Genomic DNA, 20,757 nt, shown 5'->3' on the forward strand with positions numbered 1-20,757 from the left:
GAAGTGAGACTATAACCGTTGTCTTTGGCGCCGTCAAGCGACATCTGCGTCACTGGCTCACTGCTCGGCCGGTTCAGGCTTGTTGCGGCCCAGTTCGACACCGAGCTGCTTGAGCTTGCGGTACAGGTGGGTACGCTCCAGCCCGGTCTTCTCGGCCACGCGAGTCATGCTGCCGTGTTCGCGCAGCAGGTGGTACTCGAAGTAGGCGCGCTCGAACAGGTCACGCGCTTCACGCAACGGCATGTCGAACGAGAACTGCATCTCGGCCTCGGGCACGCGCGCAGGGCTGCCATTGGCGGCGGTCTCGGCTGCGGCTTCCGGTGCGGCGGTGGCGCTGGCGGATTCGGCCGAAGGAGCGCTTGCCGGCGCGGCGGTGGCGGCGGGAGCGCTGCGCGGGCGTTCGATGCCGCGTGCCAGGCCCTGCTCCACCGCGGACAGCAGCTTCTGCAGCGCGATCGGTTTTTCCAGGAAATTCAGCGCGCCGATCTTGGTGGCCTCGACCGCGGTGTCGATGGTGGCATGGCCCGACATCATGATGACGGGCATGCTCAGCTGGCCCTGCGCGGACCATTCCTTGAGCAGGCTGACGCCATCGGTATCGGGCATCCAGATATCGAGCAGCACAAGGTCAGGTGTGCCGCCCGCGCGGTATTCGCGCGCCTGCTGCGCGTTCTCCGCGAGTTCGACCACGTGGCCTTCGTCGCTGAGGATCTCCGAGAGCAGCTCCCGGATTCCCATTTCGTCATCGACTACGAGGATGGTTGCCATACTTCCCCTCTTAACCCCACCGCAGCGTTCCGGGACCGGATCGCCAAAAGTTGACTATGCCAGTTTAACGAACAGGATCGAGATCTGTGCACCGACGACCTCCGCACCTTCCAGGCGATTGCGCAGCTCGATGCGCGCACCGTGTTCGTCAATGATCTTCTTTACCATCGCAAGCCCGAGACCCGTGCCCTTGGCTTTGGTGGTCACGTAGGGCTCGAACGCGCGGCTCAGGATCCGTGGTGCAAAGCCGGGGCCATTGTCCGCAACGGTGAGCTTGACGGCCTGCCGGTTTTCGCCGGCAGAATCTTTATATTCTACAGTCTCGGTGTTCAGAGTGATATGGGGCGCCGCCCTACCCGCCGCCACGTTCTCGGCGGCCGCATCCTGCGCGTTCTGCAGCAGGTTGTGGATGACCTGCCGCAGTTGCGTAGGGTCGCCCTTGATCTCGGGCAGCGCAGCGCCCAGCGCCGGATGGATCACCGGATGCTCGTGCAGCGCGGGATCGTCGATGCCATACAGATGCAGCACCTCTGACACCAGGCTGTTGAGCTGCAGCGATTGCAGCACCGCGGGCGGCGTGCGCGCGTAGTCGCGGAAATCGTCGACCATGCGCTTCATCGCCGCCACCTGGCTGACGATCGTGGCCGCGCCGCGCTTGAGCACGTCGACGTCGGTGCCTTCCAGCTTGGGCGAGAGCTTCATCTGCAGCCGCTCGGCCGACAGCTGGATCGGCGTCAGCGGGTTCTTGATCTCGTGCGCGAGGCGACGGGCCACTTCGCCCCAGGCCACCGAGCGTTGAGCGGAAATCACATCGGAAATATCGTCGAAGACGATGACGTAGCCGGGCTCGTCGCGCTCGCCGCCGGGCAGCCGCGCGCCGCGCACCAGCAGCGTCAGCGGTTGTTCGTCCATGCCGCCGCCGTGGCCCTGCGGCAGCTCGATCTGCTTCTGCCAATGCTCGGCGCCGCCCAGCACCTCGCTGGTGTTCTGGTCGGAGAACGCCTGGCGCACGATCTCGCCGAACGGGCCCATCCCCGGGATCTGCTCCACCGGCAGTCCCAGCACGGCGCCGAACGGCTGGCGGAAGATGCGCTCGGCGCCGGGGTTGGCGGTGATCAGCACGAAGCGCCGGTCGAATACCAGCACGCCCGCGGTCAGGTTCTGCAGCACGCTTTCCAGGTAGGCCTTTGACTGCTCCAGCGCCGCGCGGTTTTCTTCCACCGCCAGGCGCGCCTCGGCCAGCTGCCGCGTCATCTGGTTGAACTGCTGGGTCAGCATGCCGAGTTCGTCGCGGCTCTTCAGCTCGCGCTTGGGCGACAGGTCGCCCTCGGCCACTTCCTTGGTCCCCTGCAGCAGCATCAGCAGCGGCCGCGCCAGCTGGCCGCCGAGCAGCAGGGCCAGCATTACCGCGATAAAGACCGCGAGGAACAGCGTCAGCGTCAGCGTCCCGATATACATCTTGCGCAGGCCGGTGCGGCCCAGCGCTTTCTCCTGGTACTCCTGGTAGGCACGCTGCACCTCGTCGGCATTGCGCGCGAGCACGGCCGGCACGGGGTGCAGCACCTGCAGGTAACGCTCCTCGCGCACGGTCTCGCCGACCAGGCCGAAGCCGCTCGACGGCGCTTCCTCGGGACGGCGCTCCACCGACAGGCCCGACCCGGCCCAGCGCGGGCGCGGTGTCGCGCGCGGCGTGCTCGCGGCCACCTGCTCCTGCGCGGTGGTCGGCGCCGCGCCCAGCGGGATGATCACGCGCAGCCGGTACAGGGGGGTGCCTTCGACGCGCTCGGCGCCCTGGCTGTCCTGCGTCGGATCGGTGCCGCCTTCGACCGCGGCGTAGCCGCCCGCCAGCCGCGCCTGCTCCGCCAGCACGCCCGAAGGCAGGTCGGGCACCAGCGCGGCGTAGTTGCTCGATGCGGTGGCCAGCACGCGGCCGCTGCCGGTGAAGATTGCCGCCTCCTGCACGCCGTATTGCTCGCGCAGCCGGCTCAGCTGCAGCGACGTGGACACGCCCGACGAACCGGAGAGCTGCTCGGCCATCAGCCGCGCCTTGCCCTGCAGGTCGGCCAGCGCGCTGTCGATGGTGGAGCGGCCTAGGTTGAGGCCGGCTTCGAGCGCGGTTTCCACGCGCACGTCGAACCAGGACTCGATGCTGCGCGAAACGAACTGCAGCGACACCAGGTAGATCAGCACGCCCGGCAGCACGCCCACCACGCCGAAGAACACCGCGAGCTTGGTCATCAGCCGCGTGCCGAACTTGCCGCGGCGGTAGCGCAGCCACAGCGTCACCGCGAGCGCGCCGACGATCAGCACCAGCAGCGCGCCGATCACCAGGTTCACCTTGAACAGCAGCGTGAAATAGCGATCGAAGAATTCGGTATTGGCCGATGCCCCGGCCAGCAGGCCGACCAGCACCAGCGCCAGGAACACGATGATGCCTGCCACGACGCGATACAGCACGCGCCGGAAACGGCTGTCCCACAGCGAAGTGTTCATGGCTGGCTTGAGGCGGACAGCGCCGGCTGCGCCAGCAGCGCGGGCAACAGCGCGCTCGATACCGCCTGCACGAACACGGTGTTGCGCGGCTCCGCCGCGGCGGCGGGTGCGCCCGGCGCAGACGCGGGCGCCGGCATGGGCATGGGCATGGGTGCGGCAGGTGAAGCGGGCAGCGGCGGCGGCGCCGGCGGCGGCGCCGGAACCGCGGGCACCGGCACCGGCGTCGGGATCGCGTTCAGGTCCGTCGGCACGGTGTAGATAAAGCGCCGCCAGTCCGAAGCCAGGTTCCAGTCGCGCGTATTGACCGCATTGATCTGGAACGGCTTGGGCAGTTGCGACAGGTCCAGCCGCATGCGCACCTGCGCGTGATAGCTCTCGCCGGGCTTGACCGCGTTGCGCTCGAACACGCGCCAGCCGCGTACCCGCTGGACAAACTGCAGCGCGCTCTTCAGCCGCGAGAACGGCAGCTGCAGGCCGCCGGTGGAAATGCGGTATTGCCGCGTCAGCGGCTGGTAGGACAAGCGCACGCTGCGGCTGGTGTTGACCGGCTTGTCGTCGAACCAGTACCAGCGCGGCCGCGTCAGCTCGAAATCGACCACGAAATATAGCGATATGCCCTTGTGCAGCGCGTCTTCCAGCGCGGGCGGCAGGTCGAACTCGAAGCTCGCAGCCAGTTCGAAGCCACCGTCCTGGTATTCGATGCGGGCCTCGGTAGCCTCGATCACCTGCGCCTGGGCGGCAGGCGGCAGCCACAGCAGCAGAGCCAGCGCGAGCATCAGCACACGCATGCACGCCCGCAGTTGCGTCCGCAGTTGCGTCATTCCCGCGGCGAAATCCACGGTAACGCGGCAGTCTGATGGGCGCGGCGTGCTCGGCATCGGATCAGATCAGGCGCGTTTCTGGAAGCGGGCGTAGAAAAAGCCATCGTGATCCGATGGCAGGCTGGCGTGGCCAGGGTCCTTTTCACCTTGTTCGCCGGCCGAGTGCGTTGTCGTACGGGTGCCGGGCAGCAGCTGCCCCGGCGCCTGCAATCGTATCGCATCTGCCAGTTGTGCACCAAACCAGCGCGCCTGCTCCTCGCCTTCCGTTGGGAAAATAGAACACGTGACGTAGACCAGGATGCCGCCCGGCTTGAGCAGCGGCCACAGCTGCGACACGATGCGGCGCTGCTCGGTGATCAGCTTGGCGATATCGGTCTCACGGCGCAGCCAGCGGATATCGGGATGGCGCCGCACGATGCCGGAGGCCGAGCACGGCACGTCGGCCAGGATGCGGTCGAAGGGCTGGCCGTCCCACCAGTCGGCGGGCCGGCTGGCATCGCCCACCACGATGCGGGCCTGCGTGCCGAGGCGCGCGAGGTTCTCGTTGATGCGCGTGGCGCGCTGCGGGTCGCTTTCCACCGCGGTCACGTCGATGTCGGCAAGCTCCAGCAGGTGGCCGGTCTTGCCGCCGGGCGCGGCGCAGGCATCGAGCACGCGCATGCCGTCGGCCACCTCGAGCAGCGGCGCGGCCAGTTGCGCGCCGGCGTCCTGCACCGACACCGTGCCTTCGGCGAAGCCCGGCAATTGCGTCACCGGCACCGCGCGCACCAGGCGCACGGCCTGCGGGCCGACCACGGTGCCGGCGAGACCGGCATTGGCCAGGTCGGTCTGGTATTGCTTCACGCTGACCCGCGCGGTGTTGACGCGCAGCGTCATCGGCGGGCGCACGTTGACGCTCGCGGCGAGATCGGTCCACTGCTCCGGGTACGCCTCGCGCAGCATGCGCAGCCACCACGGCGGCAGGTTCCAGCGCGCCTGTTCGTCGCGGTTGACCTCGGCCAGCAGCGCCTTGCGCTCGCGCAGGAAACGGCGCAGTACCGCGTTGACCAGGCCGCGGGCGTGCGCAGTCTTGGGTTCCGACGCGGCCGCGCTGACCGCCTGATCGACCACCGTGAAGGTGCTGTAGCCGGCGCGGCCCGGGGTGCCCGGCGTCGCGCCCTGTGCCGCGTCCTGGCTGTCTTTGTCCTGCCGCTGGCCCGGTGCCTGCTCGAGCAGCAGCGCAAGCGCCACCGCCAGCAGCGAGTCCACCTGCGCGCCGGGCGGGCGCGTGACCAGCTTCGTCACCAGCGCACGCGCGGTGCCGAACTGGCGCATGGTGCGGTAAGCGATGTCCTGCAGCGCACCGCGCGTGGCGGCATCGCGCACGCGGTCCAGGCGCAACTGCGCGGCGGCGTCTTCGATCGCCTGCGGCAAGGCGGTGCCTTCGCTGACGGCGCGTACCGCGGCGGCGGCGCCAAGCATCTGGAAGGCAAGCGAATCGGGAGGCAGGCGCATATCGGTCAGGCAGCGGGTGAGGCGGCAGGTAAGTCGTGAATCGGTGGGCAGCCGGGCGAGGGCAAGAAAAATGCCCGCTGGTCCATGTTTAAACCAGCGGGCAGTTTACCTTGTGTGGGAGCCGCGCTCCGGAATTGAGCCACATTGGCTCCCCGGCGGGCTCCCCAGGGACCCCGCGAACTCCCGCCCGATCAGGCGGGATAGGTCCCGGTCTGCGCCATCTGCATCAGGCGCGAGATGCGTTCCTCGGTCGCCGGGTGGGTCGAGAACAGGTTGGCGATGGCGCCGCCCGAGAGCGGGTTCATGATCATCATCTGCGCCGTGGCCGGGTGCTCCTCGGCCGCCTGGAACGGGATGCCCTGCGCATAGCGGTGGATTTTGTCGAGCGCGCTGGCCAGCGCCTGCGGGTCGCCGCAGATCTCGGCGCCGCCGCGGTCGGCTTCAAATTCGCGCGCGCGCGAGATCGCCATCTGGATCAGCGAGGCCGCCAGCGGCGCCAGGATTGCCACCGCAATGCTTGCGATGGGATTGGTGCGGTTGCCGTTCTCGTCGCGGCCGCCGAAGAACATCGCCATGTTGGCCAGCGCGGAAATGGCACCGGCCATGGTCGCGGCAATGGTCGAGGTCAGGATGTCGCGATGGCGCACGTGCGCCAGCTCATGCGCCATCACGCCGCGCAGCTCGCGCTCGGACAGTACGCGCAGGATGCCGGTGGTCGCGGCCACCGCGGCGTGTTCCGGGTTGCGGCCGGTGGCGAAGGCGTTCGGCGCGTCTTCATTGATCAGGTAGACGCGCGGCATCGGCAGGTTGGCGCGCTGCGCCAGCTCCTGCACCATGCCGTAGAACTGCGGCGCGGTACTGGCGTCGACTTCCTGCGCGTTGTACATGCGCAGGACCATCTTGTCCGAGAACCAGTAGGAGAAGAAGTTCATGCCGAGCGCGAGCAGCAGCGCCATCATCATGCCGCTGCGTCCGCCGATCATGCCGCCGATGACGATGAACAGCGCCGTGATGGCCGCCATCAGCATGAAGGTCTTGACCCAGTTGAACATTGCGGTGATCTCCATGTAGTGGACCGCGCCGGCTGCTGCAAGACGTTGCAAAACATGCCGGTGCGATGACCGTTAGATAGGGGCCAACACCAGAAAATTCAACTGCTTGCGGGGACCAGCCGCCGCACCATGGCGCATGACGCACACGAAGTGCTTGCCGCGCCGGCTTGACTGATTATGCCTGCGCCGCGCCATTGCCGGGGACCACGCAGCGCGTGCCCGGCGGCACCGGCATGGCCTGCAGGAACTGCTGCGCCGGCTGGCGGCGCCCGCCCGGCTTCTGCAGCTCGGTCACCTGCAGGGCGCTGCCGTCGCCGCAGGCGATGATGATGCCGCCGGCATCGGCCGCCAGCACCGTCCCGGGCGGGTGCGGCAGGCTGCTGGCCGCGGCCAGCGGCATTGCCTGCCAGCACTTGATGACGGTATCGCCGACCTGCACGGTGGCGCCGGGGAACGGGTTGAAGGCGCGTACCTGGCTGGCCAGCGCCGTGGCCGGGCGGCGCAGGTCCAGCGGCGCCTCGTCCTTGGCGATCTTCTCGGCGTAGGTGACGCCGGCTTCGGGCTGTTTCGTCGCCGCCAGCGCGCGGCCAGCGGCCAGTTCCTGCAGCGCGGCGACGGTCATGCGCGCGCCCAGCGCGGCCAGCTTGTCGTGCAGCGTGCCGGTGGTGTCGTCGGCGCCGATCGGCACGGCCTCGCGCGTGAGCATGTCGCCGGTGTCCAGGCCCTCGTCCATCTGCATCAGCGTGATGCCGGTCTCGGCATCGCCGGCCTCGATGGCGCGGTGGATCGGCGCCGCGCCGCGCCAGCGCGGCAGCAGCGAGCCGTGGATGTTGAGGCAGCCCAGGCGCGGCAACTCCAGCACCTCGGCCGGCAGGATCAGGCCGTAGGCGGCGACCACCATCACGTCGGGGGCGAGTTCCGCCAGCGTGTCCACGGCCGCCGCGGCCTCTTCCGGATACTTGCCTTGCCGGCGCAGCGAACGGGGCTGCAGCACCGGGCCGAGCCCGTTGGCCACCGCGTACTGCTTGACCGGGCTTGCCTGCAGCTGCATGCCGCGGCCCGCGGGCCGGTCCGGCTGCGTCAGCACGGCCACCACGGGAAAGCCGGCGGCGTGGATGGCTTCAAGCGCGACGCGCGCGAACTCGGGCGTGCCGGCAAAGGCGACACGCAGGGGCTTGGCTTGGGACATGGCAGGTTCCGAGGTGAATACTGGCTGAAAGCGCGGGCTGAAAGCGCAACCGGCCGCTATCGCGGCCGGTACGTTTGTTCTTCGGAAGTCATAAAGATAGCAGACCCCGCGCGTGTGTCGAGCGCAGGCGGCGGATTCCGCCGTGCTGTTACATCTTCGCGCGCTTCTCGCGGATGCCGCGCGCGCGACTTACATGCGCGTGCGTTCGCGCTTCTGCAGCTTGCTCTTGATGCGGTTCAGCTTCAGCGGCGACAGGTACTCGACGAAGACCTTGCCGCGCAGGTGGTCGATCTCATGCTGGATACATACGGCCAGCAGGTCGTCGGCGTCCAGCTCGAAGGTCTCGCCCTTCTCGTTGAGCGCGCGCACGCGCACGCGGTCGGGGCGCTCGACGCGGTCATAGATCTCGGGCACCGACAGGCAGCCCTCTTCCCACACCTTGCGCTTGTCGCTGGCCCAGACGACTTCCGGATTGATAAAGACCTGGAGCTGGTCGCGCGTTTCGGAAACGTCGATCACCACCACCTGCTCGTGGACGTTCACCTGCGTCGCGGCCAGGCCGATGCCCGGCGCTTCGTACATGGTCTCGGCCATGTCCTTCACCAGCTGGCGAATACGGTCGTCCACGGCCGCGACAGGTTTCGCGACGGTGTGCAGACGGGGATCGGGGTAGGTCAGGATGTCGAGTTTTGCCATGATGCTAGGGCGCAACGCCCGCTTGAGCGAGCGGCCCGGCCGCGTTGCGGCGTCGGGACTTTACATGCAGAATCGGGGCGCCAGTACAAAAAATCAAGGCGCGCCGAAGCAGGCACGCTCTCCAGGGTCAATCCGGCCGAACCACCGGCCGGTTCAGGAAAATGCGCGATCTTACCAAAGAACACCAGGCGGCGTCGGGCCGCAGGCTGCACGCGTTCACCCTCACATTGCTGAGTGCCGCCGGCATCACTGCCGCGGCAACACTGCCCGCCAGGGCCGCCGACCTGACGGTCACGGCGGCGCAGCAGGCCGAGGCCCAGCGCACTGCCCGCCAGGGCATCCCGATCGCCGATCTCGCCCCCAATGCGCCCTCGCAGTACACCGTGCGCAACGGCGACACGCTGTGGGGCATTTCGGGCCGATACCTGCGCCAGCCGTGGCGCTGGCCCGAGTTGTGGGGGATGAACCAGCAGCAGATCCGCAACCCGCACCTTATTTACCCCGGCCAGATCCTGTACCTGATCCAGCGCGACGGCCGCGCCTGGCTGTCGACCACCCCCGCGGGCAACGGGACTGTGCAACTGTCACCTCGCGTGCGCGGCGGCGATGTGGACGGCGCCGCCATCCTCAGCATTTCCGCCAGCGATATCGAGCCGTTCCTGATCCGGCCGCTGGTGGTCGACGAAGGCACGCTTGCAACCTCGGCACGGATCGTCGCGGTGCCCGAATCGCGCGTGTACCTGGGCCGCGACGACAGCGCCTACGCGCGCGGCATTGCGCCCGATGCGCCGGCCGGCAGCGACTGGCAGGCCTACCGGCCGGTCACGCCGGTGCGCGATCCGGTCACCAACGCCGTGCTGGGCTATGAGGCCGAGTACGAGGGCAACGTCCGGCTGGCGCGCGGCGCGCAGGGCCCCGACGCGGTGTCCACGCTGCAGGTCACGCAGGCCCAGCAAGAGATGGGCGTGGGCACGATGCTGATGCCGCAGCCGGCGCGCGAAGCGGTGCGCTACGTGCCGCACGCGCCCGATGTCGAGGTCGACGGCCGCGTTGCCAAGGTCTATGGCGGCGTCGAATTCGGCGGTGCCAAGCAGGTGGTGGTGCTCAACGTCGGCAGCAAGGCCGGGCTCGAGCCCGGGCAAGTGCTGGCGCTGTCGCGCACCGGCGAGACCGTACACGACCGGACCGACCAGAACCGCAGCATCCGCCTGCCTGACGAGCGTTACGGGCTCGCCTTTGTCTTCCGCGTGTTCCCCGGCGTGGCGTACGCGCTGGTGACCGACGCCTCCAACGTGATCGCGGTCGGCGACCGCGCCACCTCGCCGCGCTGAACCGGCCTTGGGGGATGGCGTGAAGGCATTGCCCCTGGCCGGCGAGATCCGGCAGGACAGCACGCGCGAGCCGCCTGACGTGCTCGCGTGGCTGCGGCTGGCCAACGCACCCGGCGTCGGCCCTGTGGCGATGCGGCGCCTGATGGCGGCATTCGGGCTGCCGCAGCAGGTGCTGGCGCAAAGCGTGGCGGCGCTGTCGGCGGTGGTACCGGCCAGGCTGGCGCGCGCCGTGCTGGCTGCCCCCGGCGCCGCGGTGTCGGCGCTGGCCGGCCGGACGCTGCGCTGGCTCGACACGCCCGGCAACCACCTCGTTACGCTCGCCGACGACGCCTATCCCCGACGCCTGTTCGACCTGGCCGATCCGCCGCCGCTGCTATATATCCAGGGCGATCCCGCGATGCTGGCCCGCCCCGCCGTGGCCATCGTCGGCGCGCGCTCGGCCACCGCGCAGGGCACGCGCGACGCGCTGACGTTCGGGCAAGGCTTGTCCGAGTCGGGGCTGACGGTGGTTTCGGGCCTGGCGCAGGGCATCGACGCGGCCGCCCATGCGGGCGGCCTGCGCGGCTGCGGCGGCACGGTGGCGGTGATCGGCACCGGGGCCGACCGCGTCTATCCCGCGGAGAACCTTTCATTGGCCCGCGAGGTGGCGCAGCGCGGCGCCATCGTCACCGAGTTCCCCCTCGGCATGCGCGGGCTGGCGGCCAACTTCCCGCGGCGCAACCGCATCATCGCAGCGCTTGCGCGCGGCGTGCTGGTGGTCGAGGCGGCAGCGCGCTCGGGTTCGCTGATCACGGCGCGGCTGGCGGCGGACCTCGGGCGCGAGGTGTTCGCGATTCCCGGTTCGATCCACGCGCCGCTGTCGCGCGGCTGCCACCTGCTGATCGGCCAGGGGGCGAAGCTGGTGGAATCGGTAGCGGACGTGCTCGACGAACTTGGCGCCCCCGCCCCACCCCCGGTCCCGGTCGTTGCGGCTCCGGACCACGATGTCACCGGCAAGGCCCGGCTTTCAGAACCGGCTGATACCCTGTTGCCGGCACTCGGCTACGATCCGGTTACGCTGGACGCGCTGTGCGAGCGCAGCGGCCAGCCCCCGGAGACGGTCGCGGCGCGCCTGCTGGAGCTGGAACTGGCCGGCATGGCCGAACGTCTACCGGGAAACCTGTTCCGGCGCCTCGGCTGAACCAGGCGTTTTGCCACAGCAAGGGGGCATGGCCCCCGATACCGATACAATCGCCGGCGTCCGCATGTCGCGGACGCCACATGACTCCGATGCCATGACCGTTTACTTTCCCGAGCGTGACGCCGCCGCGATTGCCGAATGCCTGGCGGCGCGGCCACAGGGCCGTCTGGTGGCTTGCCTGTGCGCGCAGTGGTGCGGTACCTGCCGGGATTACCTGAAGGCCCTGGAGACACTTGCCGGGCGCCATCCGCAGGACTGTTTCGTCTGGATCGATATCGAGACCCATGCCGATGCGCTCGGCGATATCGACATCGAGAACTTCCCGACGCTGCTGGTACAGCCGGCGTCGGGCGGCGCGCCGCAGTTCTATGGCACGCTGCTGCCGCATGTCGAGGTGCTGGAGCGCATGCTGACGCGCGGTGGCGCGATGCCGGCAAGCGCCGAAGATGTGCCACAGTTGCTGGACTGGCTACTTGCCGGGGAGGCTGGCGCCGCCTAGGCGGTGCCGGCGACAACGATGGCGCTTGCTTGCACCGTCGTTGAAACCGCGCTTATTATTGGCGCCTCAAAGCCTCCCGGCGTTCTGATTACTACGTTTGCAGTGCAATTAGCGGGTTGCCGGAAGCGGCTCGCAAGGACCCTTTCCCATGTCAAAAGCCCTCATCATCGCGGAAAAACCGTCGGTCGCGGCGGATATCGCCCGTGCCCTCGGGGGGTTTACCAAGCACGACGAGTATTTCGAGAGCGACGACTACGTGCTGTCTTCGGCAGTTGGCCACCTGGTCGAGATTGCCGCCCCGGACGAATACGAGGTCAAGCGCGGCAAATGGAGTTTTGCCAACCTGCCGGTGATCCCGCCGCATTTTGACCTGCGCCCGATCGCCAAGACCGAGTCGCGCCTGAAGGTGCTGAACCGCCTGATCAAGCGCAAGGACGTGACCGGCCTGATCAACGCCTGCGACGCGGGGCGCGAGGGTGAACTGATCTTCCGCCTGATCGCGCAGCAGGCCAAGGCCAAACAGCCGATCCGCCGCCTGTGGCTGCAGTCGATGACGCCGCAGGCCATCCGCGACGGCTTCGCCAGCCTGCGCGAGGACGAGGACATGCTGCCGCTGGCCGACGCCGCACGCTGCCGTTCCGAGGCCGACTGGCTGGTCGGCATCAACGGCACGCGCGCGATGACCGCCTTCAACAGCAAGGGCGGCGGCTTCTTCCTGACCACCGTGGGCCGCGTGCAGACGCCGACGCTGTCGATCGTGGTCGAGCGCGAAGAGAAGATCAAGCACTTCGTCCCGCGCGACTACTGGGAAGTGCGCGCCGAGTTCATCGCCGCCGCGGGCCTGTACGAAGGCCGCTGGTTCGACCCCAAGTTCAAGAAGAGCGAGTTCGATCCCGAGGCGCGCGAGTCGCGCCTGTGGAGCGAGGCCGAGGCCAAGAGCATCGTTGCCGCCTGCCGCGACAAGCCAGGCACCGTCACCGAGGAATCCAAGCCGTCGACGCAGCAGTCGCCGGCACTGTTCGACCTGACCACGCTGCAGCGCGAGGCCAACTCGCGTTTCGGCTTCTCGGCCAAGAACACGCTGGGCCTGGCGCAGGCGCTGTATGAGAAGCACAAGGTCCTGACCTACCCGCGTACCGACGCCCGCGCGCTGCCCGAAGACTACATGGACACGGTCAAGCAGACCATGGACATGCTGGCCGACAGCTCGCCCAACTACCTGCCGCACGCGAAGAAGATCCTGTCGCAGGGCTGGGTACGCCCGAACAAGAAGATCTTCGACAACAGCAAGATCAGCGACCACTTCGCCATCATCCCGACGCTGCAGGCGCCAAAGAATCTGTCGGAGCCGGAACAGAAGCTGTATGACCTGGTGGTGCGCCGCTTCCTGGCGGTGTTCTTCCCGGCCGCCGAGTTCCAGGTCACGACCCGCATCACCGAAGTTGCCGGACACCACTTCAAGACCGAAGGCAAGGTGCTGGTCAACCCCGGCTGGCTGGTGATCTATGGCCGCGAGGCGCAAGGCGACAAGGATGCCGCCAACCTGGTGCCGGTGGCCAAGGACGAGAAAGTCAAGACCGACAAGGTCGAGAGCGTCGGCCTGACCACCAAGCCGCCCGCGCGCTACAACGAAGCCACGCTGCTGTCGGCCATGGAAGGCGCCGGCAAGCTGGTGGACGACGACGCGCTGCGCGAGGCCATGGCCGGCAAGGGCCTGGGCACCCCGGCCACGCGCGCGGCGATCATCGAAGGCCTGCTGACCGAGAAGTACCTGGTGCGCGAAGGCCGCGAGCTGATCCCCACCGCCAAGGCGTTCCAGCTGATGACGCTGCTGCGCGGGCTGGGCGTGCAGGAACTGACGCAGGCCGAACTGACCGGCGAGTGGGAGCACAAGCTCTCGCAGATCGAGCGCGGGCGCCTGAAGCGCGACGAGTTCATGCTCGAGATCGCGCAGATGACGCAGCAGATCGTCAAGCGCGCCAAGGAATACGACAGCGACACCATCCCGGGCGACTACGCCACGCTGGACACGCCCTGCCCGCAGTGCGGCGGGCAGGTCAAGGAGAACTATCGCCGCTTCGCCTGCACCGCGTGCGAGTTCTCGATCAGCAAGATCCCCGGCGGGCGCCAGTTCGAGATCGAAGAGGTCGAGGAACTGCTGCTGAAGAAGGAAATCGGTCCGCTGCAGGGCTTCCGCAGCAAGATGGGCCGCCCGTTCGCCGCCATCCTCAAGCTGGGCAAGGACGACGAAGGCAATTTCAAGATGGAGTTCGACTTCGGCCAGAATGACGACGAGGGCGACGGCGAGCCGGTCGACTTCAGCGGCCAGGAGCCGGTCGGCACCTGCCCCAAGTGCGGCGGCGCGGTGTTCGAGCACGGCATGAAGTACGTCTGCGAGAACAGCGTGGCCAGCCCCAAGAGCTGCGACTTCACCACCGGCAAGATCATCCTGCAGCAGGAGATCAGCCGCGAGCAGATCGGCAAGCTGCTCAATGACGGCAAGACCGACCTGCTGACCGGCTTCAAGTCGTCGCGCACCGGCCGCAACTTCAAGGCCTTCCTGGTCAAGCAGCCGGACGGCAAGATCGGCTTCGAGTTCGAGGCGCGCGAGCCCAAGCCGGGCGCCAAGACTGCGGCAAAGACGGGATCGCGTGGCGCGGCCAAGGTGGCCGATGCCGAGCCGGCGGAGGCACCGGAGGGCAAGGCGTCGGCCAAGACCGCGGCCACGAAGACGGCCACAAAGACAGCGGCGAAGACGGCAGCGAAGACGGCAGCGAAGAAGACCGCCGCCACCAAGACCGCGGCCAAGAAGGTGCCCGCCAAGAGCGCGGCGCGCAAGACCGCTGTCGAAGCGGGCGAGTGACACCGTAACGGCAAAGGGGCCCGCAAGGGCTAATGCCGTTCAGTTAAGGTCCTTTCTGAGGAACCGGACGGTGTAGCGCTTAGGCAGGGCTTTGACTTCACGGGGGCACTTACGCCCCCGTCGCTTTTGGACGATCGCCAACTGAAGTTTGGCGCGCATGCGCTGCAGGTGGGCCGGCAGCTTGCCTGGGGCCATGCCGGCTGCCCAGATCAACTCGCCCTGTATCAGGCGCAAGGCCAGCACAAAGCTCAAGTCGGTGGGCTCGGCGCGGGCCTCGAGCGCAGCCTTGGCCATCTCCAGACGCACCAGGTTGTACGCAATCAGTGCCCCCCAGATTTCCTGATGCACGCCCTCAGGCTGGCGGCTGCGCAAGGTCAGTTCGGCCCCGAGCATCGTCTGCTTCAGTTCCCGATAGCTGGTTTCGATTTCCCAACGGCGCTTGTAGCACCCAATGATGTCGGCTGCCTTGAAGCGCCGACGGTCTGTCAACGAGGTCAACAGGACGCGGTCTGAGTCCTCGTCCCGGATCGCGCGAGCTGTCCAAGTCTCTGGCAAGGCAGGATTCTTGCGGCGAGCCTGAGGCGAGACCTTCATCTGGACGATGCCATCGCCCTCGTTGCCTGAGAGCAACTCCCACTGCAGATTCTTCTTAGCGGGGATCAGGAAGTGGCGCTCGCTGCCGCCCATGCGCAAGCCCCACAGGATCTCTGCGGCCAGAAAGCCCTTGTCAAAGATCGTTAACGAATGATCCGGGATCCGCTCAATGAGCTCCTTGGCATAGAGCATCTCGTTGCGCCCGTAGCAGCCAAAGGCGATATCGGCAACAAGATGGGTGGGAACAGCCGTGAGCGAGACCCCGCGGACTTGTGGATAGCTGGCGACCTTGCCGCTGGCGTAGCTCTGCGCGCCAAAGTGGAGGCGATTCTCAGGGCTATCGGCAGTGCGGAAGGTGGTCCCATCCATGGCGTAAAGCGCCAAGCCCTTCCATTTGTAGTGCGCAGCATCCTGAGCCACCCACGCCCGTGCGGTCTGCTCGAACAGCCACAACAGAGGCTTGTCTCCAAGCCGCTCGCGGGCTTGGGCGATCCCGCTCTTGCTGACACAGGCGTTGGCATCGTTGGGCAGTGCCAGGTCCAGCGTCTCCAGCACATCGGGAATCGATTGGTGCCGATAGAGCGCCAGCGCGATGACCAGCCAGACCACCTGCTCTGCTGGCAGTCGGCGCCGGCGAACGGACGCTGTCCCCGAGGCTGCCAGCGCTTGCTCAATCCAAGCCATCGGCAGGTGCTCGCTGAGCCGGGCAAAACTGGCCGGAACGGCATTAGCCCGCAAGGGCCCCTTTTGCAATCCGGAATCAGCCGCCGGCCCTTCCCAGGACTTCCAGGACTTCCAGGACTTACGTGCTGACGCTATGCGCCGGGTGCCGCGGCTCGGCGTCCTCCGCCTTGCCCTTCACCTGCCCTTCCTCCAGCAGGAAATCGATAAACGCACGGACCTTGGTCGGCAGGAACTTCCGGCTCGGGTAGACCACGCTGACGTCCCGCCGTGGCAACTGATACTGCGGCAACACATGGACCAGCTTGCCAGATTCGATATTCGGCCGGGCCAGGTAGGAAGACAGCATGGCCACGCCCATATTGGCCAGCGCAGCCTGGTGCGCCAGCTCGGCATTGCTGCACAGCAGGCCAGGGCGGATCGGCACGGTCACCTCGCCCTCGGGCCCGAGCAGCGTCCATTCGTGTTCGGCGTTGGGCAGCCGCATCGCGATGCAGCGATGGTGGCTCAGCTCGTGCGCATGGCGCAGCGGCGCGTGCGCGGCCACGTAGCCGGGCGATGCACACAGGATCACTTCGGCCGACAGCAGCGGGCGTGCCACAAGATGCGAGCCCAGTCCCAGGTCTGACAGCATTACGGCCACGTCGCGGCCTTCCTCGACGATGTCGACGTTGCGGTCGGACAGCAGCACGTCGAACACCACATCCGGATAGAGCTGCTGGAAGCGCGATAGCAGTTCGGGCAGCAGGTGCAGGCCGAACATCACCGGCGTCACCAGCCGCAGCGTGCCCGACAGCGACTGGCTGCGCGCGGCGACCACGCTTTCGGCCTCTTCCACATCCTCGAGGATCTGCTGGCAGCGCTGCAGGTAGGTTTCGCCGGCGTCGGTCAGCGACAGGCTGCGAGTGGTCCGGTTCAGCAGCCGGGTGCCCAGGTGGCTTTCCAGGTCGGCGACGTAGCGGGTGACCACGGCGTTGGACATTTCCAGCTGTTGCGCTGCACGCGCGAAGCTTCCCAGTTCCACCACCTTGGAAAACACACGCATCGATTGCAGGCGATCCATGACATAGTCTCCCGTTTCTGCGCTGAATCCTTACGCGTTCAGGCTGCTTTATTGTTGGAATCAGAACTAATCATTGTGGATCCTGATATTTATTGATATGAGGGAAATGCCTAATATCTACCCATCGGATGCCGCAATGCAACAATCCTGTTTCAGCCAAAGTGCTGGCGGAGGCATCCAAGCTATAAAGAAGGCCTGAATCATGAAAAACCGCTCCGCCCTGATCGCTGTCGCCACCATCGCCGCTGCCCTGTCCGCTTCGCCGGCCTTTGCCAAGGCAGGCAAGTTCGATGTGTTCACCGACGGTGCCAAGGCGGCCAGGTACGACGTCTACACGGACGGCGCCAAGGCCGGCAAGTACGACGTGTTCGCTGACGGTGCCAAGGCTGGCAAGTTCGACACCTACACCAATGGCGCCCGCGCCGGCAAGTTCGACGCCTTTGCCGACGGCGCAAAGTACGAAATCGGTACCGATCGCGCGCCGCTGTAAGGGGCCCGTCCCTCCGGGGTCCGCTACCGCAACAAGGCTCCTGCACGCGCGATCCGGGGCCGCTCCTCCCCAGAGCGGCCCCTTCTGTTTCTGCCTGGTCTCCAACCGGCTTTGGGAGAGAGTCAAACGCCCTCTCCCGCTTTATTGGAGAAGAAGCCCGCAACCGGCATGTCCGGCTGCGGGCTTCTTTGTTTCGGTGCGCGGCAGGTCGGGCGCCGCACTGAAATCGATTATGCCAGACGGCACAAATAAGAAACGGGCCCTTGCGGCCCGTTTTTGCTTCACCCCGGCAGATCAGTCGTGATCGTGGTGATGGCGATGCTTGTGCTTCTTGTGCTTGTAGTGGCCGTTGTTGTAATAACGACGGTCGTCTGCATACGAATTGCTGCGCGAGATATTGCCGCCCAGCGCCGCACCGGCACCGCCCCCCAGGCCGGCGCCAATCAGGCCGCCGGTACGGCCGCCCATGGCGTTGCCCGCCGCGGTACCCGCGCCACCGCCCAGCGCGCCGCCGATGATGGCGCCGGTGCGCTCGCGGCGGTTGGACGTCACGGCGCCGCCTGCGCCGCCACCCACCGCACCACCGATCACTGCGCCGGTGCTGCCGCCGAGCGCGCCGCCCACTGCGGCACCGGCGACGCCGCCGAGCGCGCCGCCCAGGGCGTTGTTCATGTCGCCCGCGAAGGCCGGCAGCGCGCTGGCCGCCAGGGCGAGGGCAATGGTCAGATTGCGAACGGGATGGCGAGTCATATGTCTTGTCCTTTGAATTGCCATGATGTGTCGCAAGTGTAGAGAAGGAGCCCCACGCTTGCTGTAACTACCTGTAAAGCCCTGTAACCCCCCACAGAAACGGCGTAACTGGGCAATAAAAGCGCGGTGAAAATACAACACCTAACAAAAAGACAGGCGATCATGTGATCGCCTGTCTGCTTTGTCTGCACCCGGGCCAGGGCCCGGATGCGTATTTTACCGTGTGCTCAGCAGCACTTGCCCTGCCCGCCGCCGTAGCGCGCTTCCTGGCGCTCGCGGAAGAACTCTTCGTAGCTCATCGGCGCGCGGTCCGGATGCGTGCTCTCCATGTGCGCCACATAGGTCTGGTAGTCGGGCAAGCCGACCATCAGCCGCAGCGACTGCCCGAGATAACGCCCCATCGTACCCAGTTGTTCCAGCATGGCGGGCTCCTTGTCGAGGTCAGGGTCAGGACTGGGCCGAAGCCGCGCCTGGCAGCGGCTCGAACGGCGTTTCCTTGTCGGTCGGGCGGTTCACCGCGCGGGCCTGCAGCGCGGTCTTGAAGCCATAGAACACGATCGACAGCACCACCACCATGAACAGCGCGCACAGGCCGGCGTCCAGGTAGTCGTTGAAGACGATGCGGTGCATCTGCTCCATCGACTTGGCCGGGGCCAGCACCTTGCCTTCGGCAATGGCGGCGCTGAACTTGGCGGCGTGGGTCAGGAAACTGACCTTCGGGTCGGCGTGGAACAGCTTCTGCCAGCCGGCAGTCAGCGTGCAGATCAGCAGCCAGACGGTCGGCACCAGCGTGACCCAGGCGTACTGGCCGCGCTTCATCTTGACCAGCACGCAGGTACCCAGCACCAGCGCCACCGCGGCCAGCATCTGGTTGGAGATGCCGAACAGCGGCCACAGGGTGTTGATGCCGCCCAGCGGATCGACCACGCCCTGGTACAGGAAGTAGCCCCAGGCCGCCACGCACAGCCCGGTGGCGATCAGGTTGGCGGGCAGCGAGTCGGTCTTGCGCATCGACGGGATAAAGCTGCCCAGCAGGTCCTGCAGCATGAAGCGGCCGGCACGGGTGCCCGCGTCGACGGCGGTCAGGATGAACAGTGCCTCGAACAGGATCGCGAAGTGGTACCAGAACGCCATCATGGCCTGGCCGCCCACCACCTGGTGCAGGATGTGCGCGATGCCCACGGCCAGCGTCGGCGCGCCGCCGGCGCGCGAGATGATGGTGTTCTCGCCGACGTCCTTGGCGGTCTGCACCAGCACGTCAGGCGTGATCACGAAGCCCCAGGTCGAGACCGCCTGCGCCACCGCTTCCGGCGTGGTGCCGATCACGGCCGCGGGGCTGTTCATGGCGAAGTACACGCCCGGCTCGATCACCGCGGCGGCCACCAGCGCCATGATGGCGACGAAGGACTCGGCCAGCATCGCGCCGTAGCCGATGAAGCGCGCGTGGGTCTCGTTCTCCAGCAGCTTGGGCGTGGTGCCCGACGAGATCAGCGCATGGAAGCCCGACACCGCGCCGCAGGCGATGGTGATGAACAGGAACGGGAACAGGTTGCCCGACCACACCGGGCCGCCGCCCTCGGCGAACTGCGTGAAGGCCGGCATCTTCAGCTCCGGCGCCACGATCACGATGCCCACCGCCAGCGCGATGATGGTGCCGATCTTCAGGAAGGTCGACAGGTAGTCGCGCGGGGCCAGCAGCAGCCACACCGGCAGCACGGCGGCGATGAAGCCGTAAATGATCAGCATCCAGGTCAGCGCCTTGCCGTCGTAGGTGAACAGCGGGGCCAGCGTCGCGCTTTCATGCACGTACTGGCCGCCGATGATCGCCATCATCAGCAGCACGAAGCCGATCACGGATACTTCGCCGATGCGGCCCGGACGGATGTAGCGGGTGTAGATGCCCATGAAGATGGCGATGGGGATGGTCACCGCCACGGTGAAGGTGCCCCACGGCGAATCGGCCAGCGCCTTCACCACGATCAGCGCCAGCACCGCCAGGATGATGATCATGATCATGAAGCAGCCGAACAGCGCGATCAGGCCCGGCACCGTGCCCATTTCGGACTTGACCAGGTCGCCCAGCGAGCGGCCGTCGCGGCGCGTGGAGATGAACAGCACCATGAAGTCCTGCACCGCGCCGGCGAATACCACGCCGGCCAGCAGCCACAGCATGCCGGGCATGTAGCCCATCTGCGCGGCCAGCACCGGGCCGACCAGCGGGCCGGCCCCGGCGATCGCGGCGAAGTGGTGGCCGAACAGAACCGCCTTGTTGGTCGGCACGTAGTCCAGGCCGTCGTTATGGCGCCAGGCCGGCGTCATGCGTTTCGGGTCGAGCTGCATCACCTTGTCGGCGATAAAGCGGCTGTAGTAGCGGTAGGCGATCAGGTATATGCAGAGCGCGGCGACCACGATCCACAGTGCGCTGACGGCCTCGCCGCGCGCCAGCGCGACGGTGCCGAAGGCAAACGCGCCGAGCACGGCGACGGCCAGCCACACCAGGTGTTCTCCGATGCGATTCATAGTGAAGGTCTCCTCAGACCGGGATTTGGAAAGCCTGCGGCGGCGAAGGACTGGTAACTGGCAACGGGCTGGGTTGGCGGCGGGCGCGCCTGGGCGGGCAGCTGGGCAATCCGGCGGTGAAGGTGTCTCCTGGGATCTGGCTGCTGCTCGCCCGGTTCGTGTCGTTTCCGGATCTCGTCTTGCAGGCAGGCGGTGCACCATCCGGATAGGCCGGTGCACCAGCTGCGTGGATACGCGCGCCTTGTTGGGGCGGCCTGCGCATCCGGCGTGTAG

At 67.2% G+C, this 20,757-nt stretch carries 17 protein-coding genes; 5 read left to right on the forward strand and 12 right to left on the reverse strand.

The features are described from left to right. Positions 1–57 precede the first annotated feature (57 nt). The 7 genes from AC5WJ1_RS16830 to def form a co-directional block, all read right to left on the reverse strand. Entirely contained in the window at positions 58–768 is a 711-nt protein-coding gene (locus AC5WJ1_RS16830; protein WP_135706164.1) for a response regulator, read from the reverse strand. Positions 769–822: 54 nt separating this feature from the next. Then, positions 823–3,261: a sensor histidine kinase gene (locus tag AC5WJ1_RS16835; RefSeq protein ID WP_135706165.1), complete on the reverse strand. Its 2,439-nt coding sequence runs from the start codon at positions 3,259–3,261 to the stop codon at positions 823–825. Further along, positions 3,258–4,139, reverse strand: a complete 882-nt coding sequence (locus tag AC5WJ1_RS16840) for a DUF4390 domain-containing protein (protein ID WP_494476232.1) — start codon at positions 4,137–4,139, stop codon at positions 3,258–3,260. The genes AC5WJ1_RS16835 and AC5WJ1_RS16840 overlap by 4 nt, the downstream gene beginning before the upstream one ends. Positions 4,140–4,148: 9 nt before the next feature. Next, positions 4,149–5,576, reverse strand: a complete 1,428-nt coding sequence (gene rsmB, locus AC5WJ1_RS16845; RefSeq protein WP_133096593.1) for a 16S rRNA (cytosine(967)-C(5))-methyltransferase RsmB — start codon at positions 5,574–5,576, stop codon at positions 4,149–4,151. Positions 5,577–5,767: 191 nt separating this feature from the next. Beyond that, a complete protein-coding gene (gene htpX / locus AC5WJ1_RS16850) occupies positions 5,768–6,628 on the reverse strand; it encodes a zinc metalloprotease HtpX (protein WP_133096694.1) in 861 nt (286 codons plus the stop codon). A 175-nt stretch (positions 6,629–6,803) separates the two neighbouring features. Next, the gene (fmt, locus tag AC5WJ1_RS16855; protein WP_133096594.1) at positions 6,804–7,817 is read right to left on the reverse strand and encodes a methionyl-tRNA formyltransferase; all 1,014 of its coding nucleotides are present in this window, start codon (positions 7,815–7,817) and stop codon (positions 6,804–6,806) included. 189 nt (positions 7,818–8,006) lie between these two features. After that, positions 8,007–8,513, reverse strand: a complete 507-nt coding sequence (gene def / locus AC5WJ1_RS16860; RefSeq protein WP_133096595.1) for a peptide deformylase — start codon at positions 8,511–8,513, stop codon at positions 8,007–8,009. A gap of 161 nt (positions 8,514–8,674) precedes the next feature. On the opposite strand from def, the gene AC5WJ1_RS16865 reads away from it, so the two are divergent. The 4 genes from AC5WJ1_RS16865 (at position 8,675) to AC5WJ1_RS16880 (ending at position 14,386) form a co-directional block, all read left to right on the forward strand. Next, a complete protein-coding gene (locus AC5WJ1_RS16865) occupies positions 8,675–9,844 on the forward strand; it encodes a LysM peptidoglycan-binding domain-containing protein (protein ID WP_135706168.1) in 1,170 nt (389 codons plus the stop codon). Positions 9,845–9,863: 19 nt separating this feature from the next. Continuing rightward, entirely contained in the window at positions 9,864–11,024 is a 1,161-nt protein-coding gene (gene dprA, locus AC5WJ1_RS16870) for a DNA-processing protein DprA (protein ID WP_243736962.1), read from the forward strand. Positions 11,025–11,118: 94 nt separating this feature from the next. Continuing rightward, a complete protein-coding gene (locus AC5WJ1_RS16875; protein WP_494476233.1) occupies positions 11,119–11,523 on the forward strand; it encodes a thioredoxin family protein in 405 nt (134 codons plus the stop codon). A gap of 148 nt (positions 11,524–11,671) precedes the next feature. Further along, positions 11,672–14,386: a DNA topoisomerase III gene (locus AC5WJ1_RS16880; RefSeq protein ID WP_195427878.1), complete on the forward strand. Its 2,715-nt coding sequence runs from the start codon at positions 11,672–11,674 to the stop codon at positions 14,384–14,386. Positions 14,387–14,425: 39 nt separating this feature from the next. Here AC5WJ1_RS16880 and AC5WJ1_RS16885 read toward each other — a convergent pair whose 3' ends face one another. Both AC5WJ1_RS16885 and AC5WJ1_RS16890 read right to left on the reverse strand, forming a co-directional pair. Next, a complete protein-coding gene (locus AC5WJ1_RS16885) occupies positions 14,426–15,733 on the reverse strand; it encodes an IS4 family transposase (protein ID WP_494476234.1) in 1,308 nt (435 codons plus the stop codon). 49 nt (positions 15,734–15,782) lie between these two features. Continuing rightward, positions 15,783–16,724, reverse strand: coding sequence for a LysR family transcriptional regulator (locus AC5WJ1_RS16890; RefSeq protein WP_133096599.1), 942 nt, complete (start codon positions 16,722–16,724; stop codon positions 15,783–15,785). A 202-nt stretch (positions 16,725–16,926) separates the two neighbouring features. Between AC5WJ1_RS16890 and AC5WJ1_RS16895 the strand changes: the two genes are divergently transcribed. Continuing rightward, positions 16,927–17,214, forward strand: coding sequence for a hypothetical protein (locus tag AC5WJ1_RS16895; protein WP_494476235.1), 288 nt, complete (start codon positions 16,927–16,929; stop codon positions 17,212–17,214). Positions 17,215–17,508: 294 nt separating this feature from the next. Here the strand turns inward: AC5WJ1_RS16895 and AC5WJ1_RS16900 are convergent, their stop codons facing one another. From AC5WJ1_RS16900 to AC5WJ1_RS16910, 3 genes are all read right to left on the reverse strand, one after another. Then, the gene (locus AC5WJ1_RS16900; protein ID WP_133096601.1) at positions 17,509–17,964 is read right to left on the reverse strand and encodes a hypothetical protein; all 456 of its coding nucleotides are present in this window, start codon (positions 17,962–17,964) and stop codon (positions 17,509–17,511) included. 227 nt (positions 17,965–18,191) lie between these two features. Further along, positions 18,192–18,386 (reverse strand): YbdD/YjiX family protein, encoded by a 195-nt coding sequence (locus tag AC5WJ1_RS16905; RefSeq protein ID WP_012354346.1) that lies wholly within the window; start codon positions 18,384–18,386, stop codon positions 18,192–18,194. A 25-nt stretch (positions 18,387–18,411) separates the two neighbouring features. Then, positions 18,412–20,484 carry a carbon starvation CstA family protein gene (locus AC5WJ1_RS16910; protein WP_133096602.1) on the reverse strand — a complete coding sequence of 691 codons (2,073 nt, stop codon included), beginning with the start codon at positions 20,482–20,484 and terminating at the stop codon, positions 18,412–18,414. Between the last annotated feature and the right edge of the window lie 273 nt (positions 20,485–20,757).

The organism is Cupriavidus sp. MEYA8, assembly GCF_059278825.1.